The organism is Cytobacillus spartinae, assembly GCF_042865285.1.
GTDB classification, from domain to species: Bacteria; Bacillota; Bacilli; order Bacillales; family Cytobacillaceae; genus Robertmurraya_A; species Robertmurraya_A spartinae.
The window spans coordinates 17,882-37,892 of sequence record NZ_JBIACK010000023.1; the positions used below are offsets into that span (position 1 = coordinate 17,882).

Here is a 20,011-nt window from a genome sequence, read left to right on the forward strand (position 1 = left end):
AATCCAAAGCGTTTTTCTGTTCGTTATTTTTACGGTCAGGCTAAAAAGTGAATTTGAATTTATATAGGATTTTAAACAGAAAAGAGAAGTGGGTAACAGCTTTTTTCTGAAGGGAGGGGTTAGAATGTTAAGCTTGAGAAAGTTATTTGAGGGATTGGATGATACACGCTCTGTGTTGTCTGGTGTAGAAGAAGGAATAAAGGAGCAATTAATAGCAGGATTATCAGGTTCAGCACGAACAGTATTTTTAGCATCTATGTACAACCAGTCAAAAAAGCCGATGTTAATCGTGACATATAACCTCTTACAAGCTCAAAAGTTATATGAAGATATGACTCAATTAGTAGATGAGCAAGAAGTTTATCTCTATCCAACGAATGAGCTTATCGTTGCTGAAATGAGTGTCGCTAGCCCAGAGCTAAAGGCACAACGTATAGAAGCGCTCAACTACTTAAGTGGACATAAAAATGGAATGATCATTGTTCCTATTGCAGGACTAAGAAAAATTCTTCCTCCTATTAATTTTTGGAAGAGTCAACAACTAACCTTAAAGGTTGGAGAAGATGTTGATGTAGAAAAACAGTTACTTAAGTTTGTTGAAATGGGATATGTTCGATCTGAAATGGTTGCTTCCCCAGGTGAATTCAGTGTAAGAGGCGGTATCATTGATATTTATCCTCTAACAGAGTCAGATCCGATTCGAATTGAGTTATTTGATACAGAAATAGATTCTATTCGTTCTTTTTCTTTAGACAACCAACGTTCAATTGAGAAGTTAAAAGAGGTTCTTATAGGCCCTGCTACAGAAATTCCGTTTCAGCAGGAGCATTTTGATAAAGTCATTGAAAAGCTTGAGGCAGGCCTTGCAAAAAGTCTCAAAAAAATGAAGGACGACAAAGCAAAAGCACAGCTCACACAAAATATTGGCTATGAACTAGAACAACTAAGAAACAATCAAAAGCCCGAGCAAATATATAAGTATCTATCATATGCCTATGAAAACTCTAATAGTTTGGTAGACTATCTTCCAAAGGATGGTTTGCTGATTATTGATGAAATAAGCAGAGTGCAGGAAATGAATGACTCACTAGAGAGAGAAGAGGCTGAATGGTACACAAGCCTTTTGAGTGAGGGGAAAATCGTTCAAGATGTAGACATTTCACACCAGTTGCAAAATATGGTGCAGAAATCGGGTAAACCTATCGTCTATTTATCCTTATTTTTGCGTCATGTTCCTAATACAAATCCGCAAAATATTATTAATGTATCATGTAAGCAAATGCAAAATTTCCATGGTCAAATGAATGTTTTAAAGGGTGAAATTGATCGCTGGAAAAAAGGGAAATATGCGATTCTATTTTTAGGAAATGATGAAGAAAGAGTCAAGAAGCTTGAAAGAGTGTTAGAGGACTATGAAATAGATGCTACTTTTATAATAGATAAGCAGGATTTATTACCAGGGAAAGTCCAAATTATGAAGGGGAGTTTAAATACAGGGTTTGAGTTACCCATTCAGAAATTAGCTGTGATCACAGAAGAGGAGTTATTCAATAAGAAGCCGAAAAAATCTCCTCGTCGTCAAAAGCTATCAAATGCTGAACGGATTAAAAGCTATTCAGAATTAAAGGTTGGCGATTATGTAGTCCATGTTAACCATGGGATTGGAAAGTATTTAGGGATTGAAACGCTAGTTATTAATGGGGTTCATAAAGATTATTTGCATATTCGTTATCAAGGTACTGATAAGCTATTTGTGCCAGTCGAACAAATTGACCTTGTTCAGAAATATGTTGGCTCAGAAGGAAAAGAGCCAAAGATTTATAAGCTGGGCGGAAATGACTGGAAGAAGGTTAAGAAAAAAGTTGAATCATCTGTTCAGGATATTGCAGATGATCTAATTAAGTTATATGCAGAACGTGAAGCTGCAAGAGGATATGCGTTCTCTCCGGATGGGGATATGCAAAGAGAATTTGAAACGTCTTTCCCATATCAAGAAACCGAAGATCAGCTTCGCTCTATTCATGAAATTAAAAAGGACATGGAACGAGAACGACCAATGGACCGTCTACTATGTGGAGACGTAGGATACGGGAAAACAGAAGTGGCTATTCGTGCTGCCTTTAAAGCCATCGCTGATGGAAAGCAAGTTGCCTTTCTTGTCCCAACTACAATTCTAGCTCAGCAACATTTTGAAACCATTCGTGAAAGATTTCAAGATTACCCAATAAATATTGGTTTGCTAAGTCGCTTCAGAACGAGAAAGCAACAAACAGAGACCATTAGTGGCTTGAAAAATGGCACTGTTGATATCGTAGTGGGTACTCACCGGTTGTTATCGAAAGATATTACATACCGTGAATTAGGACTACTCATTATTGATGAAGAACAACGTTTTGGAGTTACACATAAGGAAAAGATTAAACAACTGAAAACAAATGTTGATGTGCTTACTCTAACGGCGACACCTATCCCAAGAACCCTTCACATGTCTATGCTTGGGGTCCGAGACTTATCGGTTATAGAGACACCACCAGAAAATCGTTTCCCTGTACAAACCTATGTAATGGAGTATAACGGTGGTTTGGTACGTGAAGCGATTGAAAGGGAGCTAGCTAGAGACGGTCAAGTATTCTTCCTATATAACCGCGTAGAAGATATTGAGAGAAAAGCGGAAGAAATTTCTATGCTCGTTCCTGATGCTCGAGTGACGTATGCACACGGCCAAATGAGTGAAAATGAACTAGAATCGGTCATGTTGAGCTTTCTAGAAGGAGAGTTTGACGTATTAGTAAGCACAACCATTATTGAAACGGGTGTAGATATTCCAAATACAAATACACTCATTGTATTTGATGCAGACAAAATGGGCTTATCACAGCTTTATCAGCTTAGAGGTCGTGTAGGTAGATCTAATCGAGTAGCCTATGCTTACTTTACCTATAGAAAAGATAAAGTACTAACAGAAGTAGCAGAAAAAAGACTTCAGGCCATTAAAGAGTTCACTGAGCTTGGCTCTGGATTTAAGATTGCGATGCGCGATTTATCGATCAGAGGAGCAGGAAATTTACTTGGTGCTCAGCAGCATGGATTTATTGATTCAGTAGGTTTTGATTTGTATTCGCAAATGCTTAAGGAAGCTATTGAAGAGCGCAAAGGAGATGTTGACAAAGAACTCCTCGCTCCTATTGAAATTGATTTAGAAGTAGATGCGTATATACCAGATGCTTATATTTCTGATGGAAATCAAAAAATTGAGATGTATAAGAGGTTTAGGGGTGCATCTTCCCTTGAAGATGTTGAAGAGCTTCAAGAAGAAATGCTTGACCGTTTTGGTGAATATCCAGATGAGGTCTCCTATTTGTTCCAAGTAGCAGAGATGAAAGCTTATGCAAAAGTTATTGGTATCGAGTCCATCAAGCAAGCGAAACATGAAGTAGTCATTCTTTTATCAGAAAAAGGAAGCGAAAATATAAATGGTCAGAAAATATTTGAGCTTAGTACACAATTCGGCCGAATGGTTGGACTCGGTATGGAAGGAAAGAAACTAAAGATTGTATTACATGTAAGAGGGATTGAAACGGATAAATGGCTTCAAGTTGCTTATAAGATGATTCAAGGTCTCCAGTTAGCCAAACATGATGAAGAACAATCAGTATCTTAAGAATTTTGGTTAAGAAAGAATAACTTTTTCAAGCTGGCTGGACTGGTGTCTAGCTCCAGCGCCTAGCAAGGCGCTGGAGCTTATTTTATTGAGGAAAAAATTTCAAAATACAGGTTTAGATATTCTAGGACAAGGGTATTTCATTGATATAACCAGCAATTGGTAGTATTTACATGAACGAAAGAGATAGTCCTTTAAAGTTATGATTCCGGTTCCTTTTGGGGTTGACAAAAGCTTTCTCTCGGCGCTACCTAAGGATTTTGCAGTTGAGTAAACTTAAGATTTTGTATGAAGACTCAGATGAAATACATTCAATTCCTAGAAAAAATGTTTGAATGTGTATAGAACTTTCCATATGTAAGATACTAAGTTCAAACATGGCAATGATTTCACATCAAGTGAGGTAATTGTTAATGAAAAAAATCATCAGATGAAAGTGAGGCAACGTTGGATGAAAGCAACTGGTATTGTTCGTCGAATCGATGATTTGGGTCGTGTTGTAATTCCTAAAGAAATTCGAAGAACCCTTCGAATTCGTGAGGGAGACCCACTTGAAATTTTCGTAGACCGCGATGGAGAAGTAATTTTAAAGAAATATTCTCCAATCAGTGAGTTAAGCGATTTTGCTAAGGAGTATGCAGAAGCTCTATATGACAGTTTGGGAAATCCCGTTTTAATATGTGACCGAGATTCTTATATTGCTCTTGCTGGTGGATCTAAAAAGGATTATCTAAATAAGAACATCAGTGATCTTGTCGAGAAAACAATGGAAGAGCGTACTTCTGTACTAATGAATCAACAAGGTGAGATTTCTTTAGTAGATGGAAACCAAGAAGAGGTTTCTTCCTACACGGTAGGACCAATTATTGCAAATGGAGATCCTATCGGTGCCGTAATCATTTTCTCTAAAGAAGGATCCTTAGGAGACGTAGAGCAAAAAGCAGTTGAAACAGCTGCTGGTTTCTTAGCAAGACAAATGGAATCTTAATATCAGGAACATTGAAAGAGGTGGCTAGAGATAAGCTGCCTTTTTTCTATGTACTCATTTACGAAGATCTTAAGGATGAATGTACTGTGAAAATCAAATCTACATATGAGGGATCATAAAGAATTAACCACGGGTCCTGTGAATGGAATGTGCTATAATATCCTTTAGAATTCATTTGGAAGGAGCTGGGCGATGAAGCCCGAACATCATTCTAAAGATTTATTAAAAGGCGCATTTATATTATCCATTGCTGCTATAATAACGAAAATTTTAAGTGCTGTTTATCGAGTACCATTTCAAAACATTGTCGGAGATGTTGGTTTTTATATATATCAGCAAGTATATCCATTTTACGGGATTGCACTTGTTTTATCTACATATGGATTTCCACTTATCATTTCTAAGCTGTATGCTGAAAGAGAAAGCCAAAACGACCAATTGGCAAAAGAAAGATTACTTATCGTCTCAACCCTTTTTATATCATCTATAGGGGTACTCTCTTTTATTGCCCTTTATATGGGTTCTACATGGTTAGCGAATTATATGGGGGACCCTGAATTATCTATGCTTTTAAAGGTAATTGCCATTGTTTTTTTAATTTTCCCCATAGTCTCCGTCATAAGGGGCTACTTTCAGGGGCTAGGAGAAATGGTACCAACGGCTGTTTCGCAAGTTGGAGAGCAAGCAGTCCGAGTTGGAACGATCTTAATAGCTGCAACACTATTAATGAGAGAAGGGTACAATCTTTATATAGTCGGAGCGGGTGCTGTATTGGGGTCCGTTACAGGAGGGCTAGTTTCTACTTTCATTCTTATTACTTTCTTCTGGATCTGGAGGAGAAAGAAAGGCTTTTTACCCTTACGTAAATATATGGATATAAAGGATTGTAAGGTGATTGTTAAAGCGTTAGTCGTCCAAGGGTTCGCTATTTGTGTCAGCAGCCTCTTGTTAATATTTTTGCAGTTAGCAGATTCACTAAATCTTTATTCTTTGCTCATTTCAGAAGGGTTAAATAGTGAGGATGCTAAAGAGTTAAAGGGGATATATGACAGAGGCCAACCATTAATCCAACTTGGAACAGTCGTAGCTACATCCATAGCATTATCTTTAGTTCCACTGATTTCAAGTAGAAGGGTCATTAATAATTCAGTATTATTACATGAAAAGATTAATATCGCCCTAAGGATTAGCATTATGATTGGTGTAGGCGCAACGGTAGGTCTACTTGCTATCATAAAACCTACCAATATCATGCTATTCAAAAATACGAATGGGAATGAAGTATTATCATTATTATGTTTTATCATCGTACTTAGTTCAATCATCATTACAGTTACTGCTGTTCTACAAGGATTAGGAAACACTCTTTTTCCAGCGATTGTGATTTTATTTGGATTTGGGATAAAATATATTCTAAATATCATTTTAGTTCCTAATTTTTCTACTTTAGGAGCGGCGCTAGCATCCATTGTCTCTTTACTATTCATTTTAGCGGTTATATATATGAAGTTGAGAGCAATCGTGCGTAAAAGAATTGTACATATAAAATTTCTCTTAATCGTTTTAGCTGCTTCTATAACCATGTTCATAGGGGTAAAAGGTTTCCTGTTTACGACCAATATGATCTTTCATCTAGGTAATGATAGGATCCTGGCCTCCTTACAAGCTGTGAGTGCGGTAATAATTGGAGGATTCATCTATCTGTTTATGATGATAAAAAGTAATGTTTTTAAAGAAGAAGAATTAGTTCTACTCCCATTCGGAAGTAAACTTATGATGTTATTACCAAGAAAAAATAGGAGATGAAAGCTGTTTGAATAAAATTGTTGTAGTGGGCCTAGGAGCAGGAGATATAAACCAGCTACCATTAGGGATTTACCGCTTATTAAAACAGTCAAAAGATATATTTCTTCGTACAAAGGAACATCCAGTTGTAAAAGAACTGGAAAATGAAGGGCTAACTTTCACATCGTTTGATGATATTTACGAAAAACATGAAACATTTGAAGCTGTATACAATGAAATATGTGAACGTCTATTTAGTCTTGCTCAAGGAAAGCCCATTGTCTACGGAGTTCCAGGTCATCCGTTAGTGGCTGAAAGAACGGTACAAATATTAATAGATCAATCTTCAGAAAAAAATATTGAGCTTGAAATTAATGGAGGGCAAAGTTTCTTAGACCCTTTATTTCAGTCTTTAAGAATTGATCCAATTGAGGGGTTTCAGTTACTCGATGCAACTTCATTAAAACGAGATGAAATACAAATCCGCCAGCATATGATCATCGGTCAGCTATATGATACGTTCATGGCTTCTGAAGTGAAATTAACTCTAATGGAAAAGCTCCCTTTTGATTATGAAGTATATATTGTTACGGCAGCAGGAAGTAGTCTGGAAGAGATTCGCAAAGTTCAACTATATGAGCTAGATAGAGAAGTTAAGCTAAACAATCTAACATCATTGTATGTTCCTCCAGTATCGGAAGAGTCTCTGCTCCTAAAGGATTTCTCAAAGCTAAGAGGCATTATTGCTGAACTCCGCGGACCAAATGGATGTCCATGGGACTTAAAGCAAACCCATCAATCCTTGAAAAAATACCTAATAGAAGAGGCTTATGAATTAATTGAGGCGATTGATTCAGAAGATATTGATCACATGATCGAAGAACTTGGCGATGTTCTTCTTCAAGTTGTGCTTCATGCGCAAATTGGCGAAGATGATGGGTATTTTACGATAGATGAGGTTATAGAATCGTTATCTAAAAAGATGATTAGGAGACATCCTCATGTTTTTGGGGATGTCCAAGCAGATACAGAAGAGACGGTCTTGAGAAATTGGCAAGAGATTAAGAAAGAAGAAAAAGGTGCGGAAGCTGAGTCACTTTTAGACGATGTCGGAACGCATTTACCTAATTTGATGAGAGCATATGAACTTCAAAAAAAGGCTGGAAAAGTAGGCTTTGATTGGGACCATGTAAATCAAGCATGGGAAAAAGTGAAGGAAGAAATAGTGGAATTTGAAGATGAAATGAAAACTTCCGAACAAAATGAAAACCTGCAGAAAGAATTTGGTGATGTTCTATTTGCGTTGGTGAATGTGGCTCGGTTCTATGATTTTAATCCGGAAGAAGCATTATTCAGTACAAACCAGAAGTTTATCCGTAGATTTTCATTTATTGAGGAACAAGTACAAGAGAGTGGTAAGAAGTTTGAAGAATTTAGCTTAGAAGAATTAGATCAACTTTGGAATCAAGCAAAAGATAAAGGACTTTAAATAGATAGTGAAGTCTTTGTGATCAAACATTTTTCAGGGAGATGAAAATTATGCGTTTAGATAAATTCTTAAAGGTATCCAGATTAATAAAAAGAAGAACGCTGGCAAAAGAAGTTAGCGATCAAGGAAGAATTTCCATAAATGGTCTTCAAGCGAAGGCAGGCTCGATTGTTAAAGTGGGGGATGAGCTGTCGATTCGTTTTGGGCAGAAATTAGTAACGGTAAGAGTGGATCAAATTCAGGAAACTTCACGTAAAGAAGAAGCAGCTGAAATGTACACCATTATAAAAGAGGAAAAGGTAAATCAAGAAGTAGAGTAAAGGTACACATGTCCAAAATGTAAGAGATGGCTTGTTCTATTATCAGCCCCTTTAACATACACATGTACAAAAGGTTGTACTATGTGATTGTGAGGGATGAATAATGAGTCAATATTATGAGACGAATGTTTCAAAAGGGACAGTACAAGAGCACGATGTGATTATGCGGGGAAGAAAGCTATTAGATATTACAGGGGTTAAGCAGGTTGAAAGCTTTGATAATGAAGAATTTCTACTTGAGACCGTCATGGGCTTCCTAGCTATTAAAGGGCAGAATCTACAGATGAAAAATCTAGATGTCGATAAAGGGATTGTGTCGATAAAAGGAAAAGTATTTGAACTGGTGTACTTAGATGAACATCAAGGGGAAAAAGCTAAAGGTTTCTTTAGCAAGTTGTTCCGATGACGCTGTCTACACAATTTCTTACTATGATTGCGATGATTGGTATGGGAAGTTACTTTGGTGCTTCCCTCGATACGTATAATCGCTTTTTAAAACGTTCAGAAAGAAAAAGCTGGATTGTTTTTTGTAATGACATTTTATTTTGGTTATTACAAGGTCTTTCGATTTTCTATACTCTCTTTGTCGTGAATCAAGGTGAGCTCAGGTTTTATATATTTGTAGCTCTTCTATGTGGATTTGCTGCCTACCAAGCTCTTTTTAAGCAGGTTTACCTACGATTATTAGAGATTGTCATTTCAATGATAATCTCTATTTATCAGTTTTTAGTGAAAGTGTTTATGGTACTTATATATAGACCGGTACAATCATTACTTTTTGCTCTATTATCGATTATAATAATGCTAGGCAAGGGTCTTTTGGCACTTGTTTCACTGCTCTTTAAGGTCTTATTATTTATAACGAAAGTACTATTTAGTCCGATTAAGTGGATTTTCCTATTAATTTGGAAATTATTGCCGAAATATATTAAAAATTACGTCGAGAAGTTATATAATAAATTAGCAGGATATTATAACAAAATAAAGAATACCTTTAATACATGGTTTTTAAAGTGGAAGAACAAGAATAAATAAGGAGGGAAAGCGATTAATGAGTGCCATAAAGAAGCGCAACGTTGCAAAAATCGAAACTAGCTATACGAAACAACATGAGATATCTGAAGCTAATCTATCTAGAAAAAGAACGCTACTTTTTCGAAGACTAGCTGTTTTTCTGATCTTTGCTGCTGTTTCAACTTACTTTATTATTAATACACTCATTTCGCAGGCCTCGACTCTTGATGAAATGAATGCGGAGAAAAAGAAACTTCACGAAGAGCTTGGTGCCCTTAAGAAGGAAGAAACCATTCTTCAAGAAGAGATCGTCAAATTAAACGATGATGACTATATTGCGAAGTATGCAAGGTCAGAATACTTTCTATCTGATAAGAATGAAATCATCTTTAATTTGCCAGATGAAAAAAAGGAAAAATCATCCGACAAGTCATCGTATTGACACGCTTTTTTTCATTTCTGTATAATATAGAGTAAATGAATGAATTTCACAGGCATTCAATTTTTGAAAAGTGAAGCTTTTATAATGAACACTATGTTCTTTTTGAATTATATTTTTTTTAGTAATGTTTACTGTTCAAAGCCATGTGGAATATATTCAAGTATGATTCTTTTAAATTTTTAAGGAGGAAAAATCTTTTTATGTCAATCGAAGTAGGCAGCAAGTTACAAGGTAAGGTAACAGGCATCACTAATTTTGGAGCGTTTGTGGAGTTACCAGAAGGCTCAACAGGTCTTGTTCACATTAGTGAGGTCGCGGATAATTATGTTAAAGATATAAATGACCATCTTAAAGTTGGTGACGAAGTCGAGGTAAAAGTCATTAATGTTGAAAAGGATGGCAAGATTGGTTTATCCATCAAGAAAGCTGTAGATAGACCTGAAAGACCCGCTAGACCTGAAAGATCTGACAGACCAGACAGAGGACCAAGAGGTGGAGATTCTAGAGGTGGCGGTCAACGTCCACGTCAAGGTAGAGCCAACGATAACCGTGCTCCAAGAGAGAACTTTGAATCAAAAATGGCACGTTTCTTAAAAGATAGTGAAGACCGTTTATCTTCGTTAAAGCGCAACACAGAATCTAAACGAGGTGGCAGAGGCGCTAGAAGAGGTTAACTTGCTGCTGAATTATAAATAAACTTTAAAAAGTGAGTCTTTGATGACTTGCTTTTTTTTATTTGATTACATGACCGCTCTTATAAATATAAAAAAAACGACAGTTGAGTGAACAACTGTCGTTTTTTATTATGACCCATACGGGATTCGAACCCGTGTTACCGCCGTGAAAGGGCGGTGTCTTAACCGCTTGACCAATGGGCCGTGATAGGGATTAATTGGACTTTTACGTCCGAAAAACATTTGCTTGTCGGGGCTAACCAAGGCGCTCCCGCTTTTCTTTGTCCAGCTCCAGTGCCTAGACCCTCGAGACACTTCGGTCTAGAGAAAGAACTCAAAAACCGAGTTCGTTTCTCTAGCCCTCCAGTGTTTTTCGGGGCTGAACAAGGCACTTCCGCATTTCTGTATAGCGGCGGAGGGAGTCGAACCCACGACCTCACGGGTATGAACCGTACGCTCTAGCCAGCTGAGCTACGCCGCCATGTGTTAAAGCACAAATAATATATTACAAACGTTTTACTTTTAAGTCAATAACATTTTTATAGAAAATTGTCGTTTTCAGTTATTATCCTATCAAATGCATATATAGAGCCATCTTTACTGAGTTAACAAGGTTAAAGGACAAAGTTCCATCAAGCAAAAACACCTGATAATTTGTTTGCTTTTCGTGTATTAAGGTGAAATCAGTCGAACGAAATATGAATGCTTGTCCTCCATTTTGACAAACTTTTAAAATTCGCCCTCTTATAATAGTCATCAACGATATTAAAGTGGGGAGTGGAGTTTTACATGGAAAATGTAGAAAGGAATATAGGAGAACCTATCGGGGAAGTAAGCTTTAACGGATCTAAATTAGGTATTTCTAACGGTCTAAACAAATTCCAACTGAAAACGGAAACTTTCTTTGTGAAAAAAGGCTATATTCTATTAATCATAGGCTTTTTGCTAGGACGAGCTTTAATATTATCTAAATTGACTCCTTTTGCTCTACCATTTTTTGCAGCAGTTTACATGGTTAGAAGAGAAAAAGCCCCTTTGGCATTAATAGGACTTGTTGCTGGAGCAGCAACGTTGTCGGTTATAGATGCAGCTTATACATTTATTGTTACATTTTTATTCTTATTTCTCCTCCGGGTGTCAAAGAAACTCCTTCAGAGTGAAATAAGAGCTCTGCCTTTTTATGTATTTGGTACATTGTTATTAGGAAAGTTAGGGAAAAGTTATATTTTAACCAATCAAGTTTCTCTATACGATGGAATGATGGCGGGAGTAGAAGCGAGTTTAGGCTTTATTTTAACGCTTATTTTTTTACAAAGTATTCCTTTAATTTCAGTTAATAAAAGAAGACAGTCACTTAAAACGGAAGAAATTGTTTGTTTAATCATCATGCTCGCATCCATTATGACAGGTACGATTGGTTGGTCTGTCTATGACTTATCGGTTGAGCATATCATGTCGAGATATTTGGTTTTAGTATTTGCATTTGTAGCAGGAGCTACGGTCGGGTCAACCGTTGGTGTTGTAACAGGACTTATCTTTAGTCTTGCCAATGTATCAAGTTTCTACCATATGAGTTTGTTAGCGTTTTCAGGATTATTGGGTGGTTTATTAAAAGAAGGGAAGAAAATTGGCGTTGCAATCGGCTTATTTATTGCAACACTCTTAATTGGAATGTATGGCGAAGGAAGCGGAAACCTTCTTAATACTTTTTTAGAAACTGCAGCAGCAGTTGTTTTATTCCTACTTACCCCACAAGCCCTAACTTCTAAACTTGCAAAATATATACCTGGTACACCTGAATATACAGCTGAACAACAGCAATATATGAGAAAAATGCGCGATGTGACGGCTCAAAGGGTTGAGCAGTTTTCATCCGTTTTTCAAGCTCTCTCTAATAGTTTTTCATCCTATGACGAACAAAATGAATGGGACGATAAAGAACGTGAGCTAGATTTCTTTTTAAGTAATGTGACTGAAAAGACCTGTCAAACTTGTTTTAAGAAAGAGCATTGTTGGACAAGGAACTTTAATACAACCTATGACTATATGAAAGATATTATGACTGAAATGGATCAAAATAATGGAGCTGTTTCCCCTAAGCTCTCAAGAGAATGGGACAAGCATTGTACAAAGTCGAAAAAAGTAATCGATGCAGTCTATCAAGAGTTATCGCTATATCAAGCAAATCAGAAGTTGAAGAAGCAAGTACAGGAAAGCAGGAAGCTTGTTGCCGATCAATTATTAGGTGTATCTACCGTAATGGGAGATTTCGCAAAAGAAATCCAAAGGGAGCGAGATAACCATCATAAGCAAGAGGAATTAATTTTAGAAGCTTTACAGGAATTTGGTATTCATATCGAGCAAGTTGAAATATATAGTTTGGAGCAAGGGAACGTTGACATCGACATGACGATTCCTTTCTGCAACGGACATGGAGAATGTGAGAAACTGATTGCTCCAATGCTCTCGGATATCCTTGGTGAAACCATCATTGTAAACTCTGAAGAATGCTCAACCTATCCGAATGGCTTTTGCCATGTGACGTTCCGTTCAGCAAAAGCGTATGCGGTTGATACGGGTGTGGCCCATGCTGCGAAAGATGGAGGATTTATTTCAGGAGATAGTTACTCAACCATTGAGTTAGGTTGTGGAAAATATGCAGTGGCTATAAGTGATGGAATGGGAAATGGAGAGAGAGCGCATATCGAAAGTAAAGAAACACTTGAACTTTTACAAAAGATTCTACAATCCGGAATCGAGGAAAAAGTAGCGATTAAATCCGTTAATTCCGTCTTGTCGTTAAGAACAACAGATGAGATCTTCTCAACATTAGACTTGGCGATGATTGATTTACAGAATGCTTCCGTCCGATTCCTAAAAATCGGCTCCACACCGAGTTTTATCAAAAGAGGAAATAAAGTCATTAAGATTCAAGCTAGTAATTTACCTATGGGAATTATACAAGAATTTGATGTGGATGTAGTGAGTGACCAGTTAAAAGCAGGTGATTTACTCATTATGATGAGTGATGGTGTATTTGAAGGACCAAAGCATGTGGAGAATTATGATTTATGGATGAAAAGAAAGATAGGAGAGCTTGCAACAGATGATCCTCAACAGGTAGCAGATTTAATTATGGAAGAGGTGATTCGATCTCGGTCAGGATTTATTGAAGACGATATGACTGTAGTGGTAACAAAGGTAAAGCACAATACACCTAGATGGTCAACAATCCCAATGCAAAAATATCGACAAAAGGCTAACTAATATATTTTGTTCAATTAAACCGCATTTATGTATAAATCCCCTCTAATCAGTCGAAAATGGTAACAACTCAAATCTGGAGGGGAGATTATGAAAACAGGTACGTTAAAACAAATTTTGCTTATTACAGATGGTTGTTCCAATCAAGGGGAAGATCCAATTGCAATGGCAGCCCTAGCTAAAGAGCAAGGGATTACCGTGAACGTAATTGGTGTGATGGAACATGATGTAATTGATGACCAAGGAATGAAAGAAATTGAAGGAATTGCTATGTCCGGTGGTGGAGTGAGTCAAGTTGTTTATGCACAACAGCTCTCCCAGACTGTTCAAATGGTGACGAGAAAAGCAATGACACAGACGTTACAAGGAGTAGTGAATAAGGAGCTTCAGCAAATTCTAGGCGGGTCGAAAACAGTTGAAGATTTACCACCTGAACAACGAGGCGAAGTGATGGAAGTGGTTGATGAATTAGGAGAAACCGTTGAGTTGGAAGTGTTGATTCTTGTCGATACAAGTGCAAGTATGAAACATAAACTTCCTACGGTGAAAGAAGCCTTACTAGACCTTTCTTTAAGCTTAAATGCTCGTACAGGTGATAATCGATTTTCTGTCTTTGTATTTCCCGGGAAAAAGAAAGATGTCGAAAAGTTATTAGATTGGACTCCGAAGTTAGAGTCACTGACAAGTATCTTTTCGAAGCTTACGACTGGTGGAATTACCCCGACAGGCCCTGCTATTCGCGAAGCACTATCGTATTTCAAGAAAAAACGTTCGTTAAGGAGTCTGCTGTCTCGTGATGATGAACAATACTTTGAAGAGTCAATTTAAAGTAAATCCAGGGACTATTATAGAAGGAAAATGGCATAAAAATCGGTATACGATTCTTAAGGAACTTGGTTTTGGGGCCAATGGAACGGTGTACTTAGCACAGTTCAGAAACCAACATGTTGCACTTAAAATGAGTGATAATGGCATGTCTGTTACTTCTGAGGTAAATGTCCTCAAATCCTTTGCAAAGGTCCAAGGGTCTACCCTCGGGCCTTCTTTAATTGATGTAGATGATTGGGAAAGAAGGCAGAAAAACATCTCTTTTTATGTAATGGAGTATATAAAAGGTCCGGACTTACTAGAATTTATTAAACAAAAAGATCAAGGGTGGATTGAAGTTTTACTACTGCAGCTCTTAAACGATTTAAATACTCTCCATGAAAAGGGTTGGGTATTTGGTGATTTGAAGCCTGAAAACTTAATCGTAACTGGGCCTCCTCCAAAGATCCGTTGTATCGATGTAGGGGGAACCACGATTCAGGGTAGAGCGATAAAGGAATTTACAGAGTTTTATGATAGAGGATACTGGGGGCTAGGCAGTCGGAAAGCAGAGCCTACCTATGATTTATTTGCTGTAGGAATGATTATTATAAATACAGCTTATCCAAAGCGTTTTAATAAAACGTCTGGTGGTATAAACCAATTAAGGCAAATGATTAGGCAAAAGAAGGAATTGCTGAAATACGAGAGTGTCCTCTTGAATGCTTTACAGGGAAAATATAATACTGCTAAAGAGATGAGAATAGACTTGTTAGAGATGATGAATACACAAACTCAAACTAGCAAAAGTACGCGCTCTCAACAACAGGTAGTAAAGAAAAGCAGTTCTCATACGACACAAGTGAATCGTCAAACCTATAAGAAAAAGAGAAAAAGAGGCAGCGCACTAGAGACCATTTTGATTGTTATGGTTATATCTTTTCTATATTTCTTATATATTTATAGTCAAGTCTTTTAGTAAGGCTGTTTTCGCATAGATTGTTGCTATTCGTATATGGGCTCTAGCACGGATAAAAGCTGTTTCGTGTCTCTTTTCTCTCATATAAAGAAAACAGCACCAAAGTCTGTTCAAAAGCAGTTTAAAGTATTTAAATAGCAACAAAGTTATGAAAAGAGCCCCTAGTTAGGACTTGTAAAGTTGAATGGCTTCTTCGAGGAATACTCGATGCATAAAGAAAGTGCAAGAGTAGTTTTCAAGGTATGTTATAGAGAATACCCCTTTTCAATGATAATTTTTTGAAACTTATTGGCGAGTTACTCGTATGTTAGAGAAGGTAAAATTCATTGCAGAATTCTCTCAATTTTTAATAGCTAGCTTTTGAAGGTTTAAATTCAAAATGGTAAGCTAAAAATGAAGAGATAAAGTAAGAAATATGTTCATAAGGAAGAGAACTATGCTAGATAGAAAGGTCGAAGCATTTCTTCGCCGAAAACAATTTGAAATAGAGAATTCATCTTTTTTAGTAGGGGTATCAGGTGGACCTGATTCCCTCGCTCTTGTACATTTTCTTTGGAGTCGGAGAGAAAAATGGAACATAAAGGTGGTTGTTGCTCATCTAGATCACATGTTTCGTGGGAACGAATCGTTTCAAGAAGCTGAGTTTGTTAAGGAGTTCTGTCAAAACAGAAATATTCCTGTAGAGGTTGAGCAAGTAAATGTTCCTGAGTATATTGAAATGACAGGATTAAGCTCCCAGGTTGCAGCAAGGGACTGCCGTTATCGTTTCTTTTCCAAGGTACTGAACAAGTACCAACTGAATTATTTAGCTTTAGGTCATCATGGAGATGATCAGATCGAAACGGTTTTAATGCGGTTAACTAGAGGGAGTACAGGGAAAGCTAGAGCTGGTATTCCATTTTCTAGGCCTTTTGAAAGTGGGGAAATCGTTCGTCCATTTCTTTGTGTTAGTAAAAGAGAGATTGAGGATTACTGCGGGCAACATCAACTAGAGCCGAGATATGATCCAAGTAATGAAAAGGATGTTTATAGTAGAAATCGTTTCCGTCATCTAGTGTTACCATTTTTGTCAAAAGAAAACCCTCAAGTACACGAACATTTTCAGAGATTTAGCGAGGATATTGATAGTGATGAATCGTATCTTCAGGAATTAACCGTCGAAAAAATGAATAGAGTTATGAAAAGGAAAAAAGATGGTAGTATAACAATTGATATAGAAGGCTTTAGGGGAATGCCAATGCCTTTACAAAGGAGAGGTATTCAACTAATATTAAAATATCTTTATCAAGAAAATCCTACATCTTTATCCGCCATACATATTGATCAACTATTTTCTTTAATGAACAATCCTCAGCCATCCGGAACTCTTGATTTCCCAAACGGTCTAAAAGTTGTACGTTCTTATACAGAATGTCACTTCCAATTCTCTATTAAGGAAGCGGAGACCTATTATTATGAAATCAATCAACCGGAAGTGATAATCTTACCATCAGGAGACATAATAACGTTTGAATATGGAAAAGAAAGAAATGAGTTTAGTCAAAAGGACACTTTGCTTTTACCATCCGATAACGTTCATTTGCCGATCAAGATACGAACTAGGAAAAATGGCGACAGAATGACCATTAAAGGAATGAATGGAACCAAAAAGATAAAAGATATTTTTATTGACGCCAAAATCCCCAAATATGAAAGGGATAGCTGGCCCATTATTACGGATTCTTTTGATAACATCATTTGGGTACCGGGAATAAAGAAATCAAATCTTTATCCTACGGAAGAAAATGATGACCGTCGCTACATATGTATAAGTTATAAAAAGCATTGATCTTCTAGGGGGCACAAAGAAACATGAAAAATGATATTGAAAAGGTACTGATTACGGAAGAAGAAATTCAAGGAAAGATAAGGGAGTTATCTGCTCGATTAACGGAGGATTATCAAGATCGTTTTCCTTTGGCAATTGGGGTTCTAAAAGGTGCAATGCCATTTATGGGAGACCTTTTAAAACGAATCGATACATATTTAGAAATGGATTTTATGGATGTTTCTAGCTATGGAAACTCTACCGTTTCTTCAGGAGAAGTAAAAATCCTAAAGGATCTAGATACTTCTGTAGAGGGAAGAGACATATTAATTATTGAAGATATCATTGATAGTGGACTAACGTTAAGCTATTTAGTTGAGCTATTTCGCTATCGAAAAGCAAAATCCATTAAAATTGTTACTCTTTTAGATAAGCCAACAGGTCGTAAGGCTGATATAGAAGCAGATTATGTTGGATTTGTTGTACCAGATGCGTTTGTAGTAGGATATGGGTTAGATTATGCTGAAAAGTATCGTAACCTTCCATATATAGGTGTTCTTAAACCAGAGGTATACAGTAATAACGATTAAGTTAATGATAATAATAAGTTATTTCCAAGTTTTTTAAACAGGAATGATTTGTGTAGAATCAAATTGATTTAAGAATGATAATGGTGACAAATTGCCATACGTGAAAATTAGCAAGGCTATTTCTTGTACTGGTACATTTTTCTATGATACTATTTAATGTAGTTTGTTGACCGTGGGAGGAGGTTAGGGATGAATAGGATTTTTCGAAATACGATCTTTTATTTACTAATTTTTCTAGTCATTATTGGTGTTGTCAGTTTCTTTAATGGCAACAATGAACCAACAGAAAATATAACTTACGATGAGTTTATTACCCACTTAGAAAATGGCGAAGTAACGTCACTTTCCATTCAGCCTGAGAGAGGTGTCTATGAGGTTCGTGGACAGCTAAAAGGTTATGCTGAGGATAAGTTCTTCCTAACATATGTGTGGAACAGTGAACAATTATTATCGAAGGTGGATGAAGCCGCAGGAGTTTCAGAAGTAAATGTAATGCCGGCTAAAGAAACAAGCGGATGGGTAACGTTCTTTACGTCAATCATTCCATTTGTCATTATCTTTATCTTGTTCTTCTTCCTTTTAAACCAAGCTCAAGGCGGCGGAAGCCGAGTCATGAATTTTGGTAAAAGTAAAGCTAAGCTTTATAACGATGATAAGAAAAAGGTTCGTTTTAAAGATGTAGCTGGTGCTGATGAAGAAAAGCAGGAACTTGTAGAGGTAGTAGAATTCTTAAAAGATCCACGTAAATTTGCTGAACTAGGTGCGAGAATCCCTAAAGGGGTTCTACTTGTGGGACCTCCAGGTACTGGTAAAACATTACTTGCTAGGGCTGCTGCAGGTGAAGCAGGAGTACCGTTCTTCTCGATCAGTGGTTCTGATTTCGTAGAAATGTTTGTTGGGGTAGGGGCGTCTCGTGTACGTGACCTATTCGAAAATGCAAAAAAGAACGCTCCATGTATTATCTTTATAGATGAGATTGATGCAGTAGGACGTCAGCGTGGTGCTGGTTTAGGTGGGGGTCACGATGAGCGTGAACAAACTCTTAACCAATTACTAGTTGAAATGGATGGTTTCGGTGCGAATGAAGGAATTATCATCGTTGCTGCAACAAACCGCCCAGATATTCTTGATCCAGCATTATTACGTCCAGGTCGTTTTGACCGACAAATTACGGTTGATCGTCCAGATGTAACAGGACGTGAAGCAGTTCTTAAAGTACATGCACGCAACAAGCCATTAGATGATTCAATCAACCTTAAGGCGATCGCAGCACGTACGCCAGGGTTCTCTGGTGCTGACCTAGAAAACCTTCTGAACGAAGCCGCTCTAGTAGCAGCTCGTCGTAATAAAAAGAAAATTGATATGACTGATATTGATGAAGCGACTGACCGCGTTATTGCTGGTCCAGCTAAAAAGAGTCGCGTCATTTCTAAAAAGGAAAGAAATATCGTTGCTTTCCACGAAGCAGGTCACACGGTTATTGGGGTTGTTCTAGATGAAGCAGAAATGGTTCACAAGGTAACCATCGTGCCACGTGGTCAAGCTGGTGGATACGCAGTTATGCTACCGAAGGAAGACCGTTATTTTATGACAAAGCCAGAGCTTTTAGATAAAATTGTTGGCCTTCTAGGTGGTCGTGTTGCTGAGGAGATTGTATTCGGTGAAGTTAGTACGGGAGCACATAATGACTTCCAACGTGCTACAGGAATAGCTCGTAGAATGGTGACTGAATTTGGGATGAGTGACAAGCTCGGACCATTACAATTCGGATCAACATCTGGTGGTCAAGTGTTCTTAGGACGCGACCTTCATAACGAGCAAAACTACTCAGATAAAATTGCGTATGAAATCGATATGGAAATCCAACGTATTATCAAAGAAAGTTATGAAAGAGCAAGAACACTTTTAACAGAAAACCGTGATAAGCTTGATTTAATTGCAAACACGTTACTAGAAGTAGAAACGTTAGATGCAGATCAAATTAAGCATTTAGTAGAAAATGGGAAGCTACCAGATCGACCAGTTGCGATTTCTGACAATGTTGAAGCATCTAAAGACGATGTGAAAGTAAACATCAGCTCAAAGAAAGATGAAGAAACTACTGAGTCTAAAGAAGAAGCAACAACAGAAACTAAAACAGAAACAACAACAACCGATTCAAAAACTGACGGTGAAGAAAATAAATAATTGA

Annotated in this window: 15 protein-coding genes and 2 tRNA genes; 15 read left to right on the forward strand and 2 right to left on the reverse strand. The window is 37.2% G+C overall.

The annotated features are described in order from the left end of the window. The first annotated feature begins 124 nt into the window (after nucleotides 1-124). The 9 genes from mfd to ACFYKX_RS26090 all read left to right on the forward strand — a co-directional run bounded on the left by mfd (nucleotide 125) and on the right by ACFYKX_RS26090 (nucleotide 10,373). Nucleotides 125-3,661 (forward strand): transcription-repair coupling factor, encoded by a 3,537-nt coding sequence (gene mfd / locus ACFYKX_RS26050; RefSeq protein WP_389365066.1) that lies wholly within the window; start codon nucleotides 125-127, stop codon nucleotides 3,659-3,661. A 451-nt stretch (nucleotides 3,662-4,112) separates the two neighbouring features. Beyond that, entirely contained in the window at nucleotides 4,113-4,649 is a 537-nt protein-coding gene (gene spoVT, locus ACFYKX_RS26055) for a stage V sporulation protein T (protein ID WP_389365068.1), read from the forward strand. A 192-nt stretch (nucleotides 4,650-4,841) separates the two neighbouring features. Then, nucleotides 4,842-6,455, forward strand: a complete 1,614-nt coding sequence (locus ACFYKX_RS26060) for a putative polysaccharide biosynthesis protein (protein WP_389365069.1) — start codon at nucleotides 4,842-4,844, stop codon at nucleotides 6,453-6,455. 7 nt (nucleotides 6,456-6,462) lie between these two features. Then, the gene (locus tag ACFYKX_RS26065) at nucleotides 6,463-7,923 is read left to right on the forward strand and encodes a bifunctional methyltransferase/pyrophosphohydrolase YabN (RefSeq protein ID WP_389365071.1); all 1,461 of its coding nucleotides are present in this window, start codon (nucleotides 6,463-6,465) and stop codon (nucleotides 7,921-7,923) included. A 50-nt stretch (nucleotides 7,924-7,973) separates the two neighbouring features. Then, a complete protein-coding gene (locus ACFYKX_RS26070; protein WP_389365073.1) occupies nucleotides 7,974-8,243 on the forward strand; it encodes an RNA-binding S4 domain-containing protein in 270 nt (89 codons plus the stop codon). A 103-nt stretch (nucleotides 8,244-8,346) separates the two neighbouring features. Further along, complete coding sequence (yabP, locus tag ACFYKX_RS26075) at nucleotides 8,347-8,649, forward strand: sporulation protein YabP (RefSeq protein WP_389365075.1); 303 nt, start codon at nucleotides 8,347-8,349, stop codon at nucleotides 8,647-8,649. Next, the gene (gene yabQ, locus ACFYKX_RS26080) at nucleotides 8,646-9,278 is read left to right on the forward strand and encodes a spore cortex biosynthesis protein YabQ (RefSeq protein ID WP_389365077.1); all 633 of its coding nucleotides are present in this window, start codon (nucleotides 8,646-8,648) and stop codon (nucleotides 9,276-9,278) included. The genes yabP and yabQ overlap by 4 nt, the downstream gene beginning before the upstream one ends. 16 nt (nucleotides 9,279-9,294) lie before the next feature. Then, entirely contained in the window at nucleotides 9,295-9,699 is a 405-nt protein-coding gene (locus tag ACFYKX_RS26085; protein WP_389365079.1) for an FtsB family cell division protein, read from the forward strand. 200 nt (nucleotides 9,700-9,899) lie between these two features. Further along, nucleotides 9,900-10,373: a S1 domain-containing RNA-binding protein gene (locus ACFYKX_RS26090; RefSeq protein WP_389365081.1), complete on the forward strand. Its 474-nt coding sequence runs from the start codon at nucleotides 9,900-9,902 to the stop codon at nucleotides 10,371-10,373. Between the two features lie 132 nt (nucleotides 10,374-10,505). Here ACFYKX_RS26090 and ACFYKX_RS26095 read toward each other — a convergent pair. Together ACFYKX_RS26095 and ACFYKX_RS26100 are read right to left on the reverse strand one after the other, a co-directional pair. Continuing rightward, a tRNA-Glu gene (locus tag ACFYKX_RS26095) sits at nucleotides 10,506-10,577 on the reverse strand. A gap of 203 nt (nucleotides 10,578-10,780) precedes the next feature. Then, a tRNA-Met gene (locus ACFYKX_RS26100) sits at nucleotides 10,781-10,854 on the reverse strand. 308 nt (nucleotides 10,855-11,162) lie between these two features. Here ACFYKX_RS26100 and spoIIE point away from each other — a divergent pair. From spoIIE to ftsH, 6 genes are all read left to right on the forward strand, one after another. Further along, entirely contained in the window at nucleotides 11,163-13,640 is a 2,478-nt protein-coding gene (gene spoIIE, locus ACFYKX_RS26105; RefSeq protein WP_389365082.1) for a stage II sporulation protein E, read from the forward strand. An 87-nt stretch (nucleotides 13,641-13,727) separates the two neighbouring features. After that, nucleotides 13,728-14,465, forward strand: coding sequence for a vWA domain-containing protein (locus ACFYKX_RS26110; protein ID WP_389365084.1), 738 nt, complete (start codon nucleotides 13,728-13,730; stop codon nucleotides 14,463-14,465). Then, nucleotides 14,434-15,423 (forward strand): protein kinase domain-containing protein, encoded by a 990-nt coding sequence (locus ACFYKX_RS26115; RefSeq protein WP_389365086.1) that lies wholly within the window; start codon nucleotides 14,434-14,436, stop codon nucleotides 15,421-15,423. The genes ACFYKX_RS26110 and ACFYKX_RS26115 overlap by 32 nt, the downstream gene beginning before the upstream one ends. Before the next feature lie 436 nt (nucleotides 15,424-15,859). Further along, nucleotides 15,860-17,251: a tRNA lysidine(34) synthetase TilS gene (gene tilS, locus ACFYKX_RS26120; RefSeq protein WP_389365088.1), complete on the forward strand. Its 1,392-nt coding sequence runs from the start codon at nucleotides 15,860-15,862 to the stop codon at nucleotides 17,249-17,251. Nucleotides 17,252-17,274: 23 nt separating this feature from the next. Continuing rightward, a complete protein-coding gene (hpt, locus tag ACFYKX_RS26125) occupies nucleotides 17,275-17,820 on the forward strand; it encodes a hypoxanthine phosphoribosyltransferase (protein ID WP_389365089.1) in 546 nt (181 codons plus the stop codon). Nucleotides 17,821-18,009: 189 nt separating this feature from the next. Beyond that, nucleotides 18,010-20,007 carry an ATP-dependent zinc metalloprotease FtsH gene (ftsH, locus tag ACFYKX_RS26130; protein ID WP_389365091.1) on the forward strand — a complete coding sequence of 666 codons (1,998 nt, stop codon included), beginning with the start codon at nucleotides 18,010-18,012 and terminating at the stop codon, nucleotides 20,005-20,007. Nucleotides 20,008-20,011 lie beyond the last annotated feature (4 nt).